This is a genomic window from Lentilactobacillus sp., from assembly GCF_040773105.1.
In the GTDB taxonomy this organism is placed as follows: domain Bacteria; phylum Bacillota; class Bacilli; order Lactobacillales; family Lactobacillaceae; genus Lentilactobacillus; species Lentilactobacillus parabuchneri.
The window spans coordinates 1-2,627 of the sequence record NZ_JAXGWW010000270.1 but is presented as its reverse complement, the minus strand read 5'-3'; the positions used below and the strand labels follow the sequence as shown (position 1 = coordinate 2,627).

Genomic DNA, 2,627 nt, shown 5'->3' with positions numbered 1-2,627 from the left:
GAAAATAACATTACTGCTCAAAAACTGTTTCAAATTTTGGATAACCTGTCCATGTCCCCAAACGAATTTCTATACATTCACCATGGTCATCATCAATCAGGCCATGAGGAACTTCATCACCAACTGCTTGAAGCATATAACGTCCATGACTTGCAAACGATGGGTAAAATCATCAACGAAAATAAAGACAGTTCACAACTGAGTCTAAAGTCCGTCGCCGCAATTGGACAAGTTTTAATGGAGACATATAACGCCAAGACGTTTGTCGTCTCTTCCGTCATGAACAACTTATGGGACCGACTGCTCGATTCAAAAACATGGACAATTGAAGAAATCAAGATTGTACCGATCCTACTGCCAATCGCTGTCAATAAGAATCGTGTGGACCTCATGCCTCAAATTATTGACCAATTTGAAACCAACTGCAAAAGCTACATCTCACCAACTAACGATCCGTTTCAAATGACCGATCAATTAGTGGAAATGGATCTCAGTTTGATCCAAATTTACCTCAACCTTGAAGATTATCAACGTGCCCAGCAACTGATTACTAAAGTGACCGAGGTCAATCAATATCAGTTAACCTGGGATGGCCGGTTAACCCAACAGTTAATTATTGCCATCTGGAACCTTTATTTTGGTGATGAAAAAACGGCTGACCAAATCATTCAAACGCTCACCCGTCTTGAAAATTTGTACACGCCTGCCATTGACCATAATGTACTGGCAATTATCAGAGTCCGTCAAAAACTGGCCAAAAAGTATCGCAACACCCAAAAATGACGACAAAAAAGCAGTTGGGATCGGATACGAATCCAACTGCTCAATGGAGACGCTTAAGGTCATCCACGTATTCGATTGTGGTGGTGTTGATCAGGTAGGCCACGTCAAAGTGAACCCGATCGTCAAGCTGCCACATGTCGGTCACAATAAATGCCGGCCGATCCGCCTGGTCTGTGTGCGCGTGCATGTGGTGAGCGTCACCATACTCAGCCAACGCATCCGCCAATGCCTGCTTGAACACCGGAATGGAGTCGGTGACTTTATTAACCGGCAAATGGTATTCGAAGGCCATGACGCCCCTGCCCCAGACTTCAGCAATGTCTTCTGATTTAAAGTCGCTTTCATCAAATGGTAATAAACTTTTTTGATCAACCAACTTATTAATAGAAGTTTTAACTGCTTCATTTGCAATCCGCTGTGCTAATGCGAGCCGTTTTCTGCCTGGCCTGGTCACAAATAAGTAATGGATCAGGTTATAAACAGCAAAGGCTGCAATTAGACCAATAATAATTTGAATAATTAAGTCAATGTTCATAACGGGACCCCATTTCATTTCATTAATTCAATTTTACCATGCATTCGCGATTGTCGATTACTTTCGCGTTTATATACTTATTTGTTATAATATGGTAAAATGTCGTTATTAGTTGTGTTTTCACAACCACTTGTCCGTAAGGAAACCTCGAGTTTCTGCAAAACAATTAATGGATTTTAAAGGAGTTTTTTTATGATTTGGAAGGTTTTATATCAACCCAGCAAGAAACAAAGTCCTCGCCGGGAAACAACGCTGTCACTCTATGTCGAGGCCGACACCGAAGTTGAAGCGCACGCACTCGTAGAAGACAATACCGATTACGAGATTGAGTTCATCGAACCCTTACAGGGTGAACACTTAGCGTACGAACAAAAAGATCCTGATTTCAAAATAACGGAGTTTAATACTAAATGAAAAAACTAAACGTCAAAAATAACGAAGCAGCTATCTATGGCGTTGGTGGTCTGGGCGAAATCGGTAAAAACACTTATGGGATCCAATTTCAAGACGAAATTATCCTGATCGATGCAGGAATTAAGTTTCCTGAAGATGATCTTTTAGGTGTCGATTACGTCATTCCGGACTATCAGTATCTAGTGGAAAACAAGGACAAAATCAAAGCATTGGTGATCACCCACGGTCATGAAGACCACATTGGCGGTGTCCCATATTTGATGAAAGTTTTAAATGTCCCGATTTACGCTGGACCGCTTGCGATGGCGCTTATTAAGAATAAATTAGAAGAACACGGCTTACTGAATTCTGTCGAGTTACACGAAGTCAGTGACAAGTCTGTGCTGAAGTTCCGAAAAATGAAGGTTTCGTTTTTCAGAACCACCCACTCAATCCCAGACACCGTCGGGGTTGCCGTTCATACGCCGGTGGGTGTCATCGTCGAAACTGGTGATTATAAATTCGACCTCACACCAGTGACCAACCAGCCGCCTGATCTCCAAGAAATGGCCAAATTAGGTGCTGAAGGTGTCCTCTGTCTCATGTCCGATAGTACAAACGCTGAACGACCAATTTGGACCAAGTCTGAAAAGTGGGTCGGCAATTCTATCGCCCATATTTTCGATAACATTAAAGACAGAATCATCTTTGCAACCTTTGCCTCGAACATTTCACGGATTAAAACTGCTTGTGACAATGCGATGGCTCATGGCCGAAAAATTGCCGTATTTGGTCGCAGTATGGATGCTGCAATCGTCAATGGCCGCGAACTGGGGTACTTGGATATTCCAGACGACGCCTTTGTCGATGCGCATGAACTACAGTCACTGCCTGCCAATAAAACACTGATTCTTTG

At 42.6% G+C, this 2,627-nt stretch carries 4 protein-coding genes; 3 read left to right on the top strand and 1 reads right to left on the bottom strand.

What is annotated here, in order from left to right:
• The coding region (locus AB3112_RS10550) for a DNA-binding protein (protein ID WP_367334460.1) at positions 1–783 on the top strand (783 nt) is incomplete at its 5' end.
• A 40-nt stretch (positions 784–823) separates the two neighbouring features.
• On the opposite strand, the gene AB3112_RS10545 is transcribed toward AB3112_RS10550, so the two are convergent.
• The gene (locus tag AB3112_RS10545; RefSeq protein ID WP_084972773.1) at positions 824–1,318 is read right to left on the bottom strand and encodes a hypothetical protein; all 495 of its coding nucleotides are present in this window, start codon (positions 1,316–1,318) and stop codon (positions 824–826) included.
• 192 nt (positions 1,319–1,510) lie between these two features.
• Here AB3112_RS10545 and AB3112_RS10540 point away from each other — a divergent pair, with 192 nt between their 5' ends.
• The gene (locus AB3112_RS10540) at positions 1,511–1,732 is read left to right on the top strand and encodes a DNA-directed RNA polymerase subunit epsilon (protein WP_057909535.1); all 222 of its coding nucleotides are present in this window, start codon (positions 1,511–1,513) and stop codon (positions 1,730–1,732) included.
• Positions 1,729–2,627 (top strand): ribonuclease J (locus AB3112_RS10535; protein WP_367334459.1); only part of this gene is annotated, 899 nt, incomplete at its 3' end. The genes AB3112_RS10540 and AB3112_RS10535, both read left to right, overlap by 4 nt.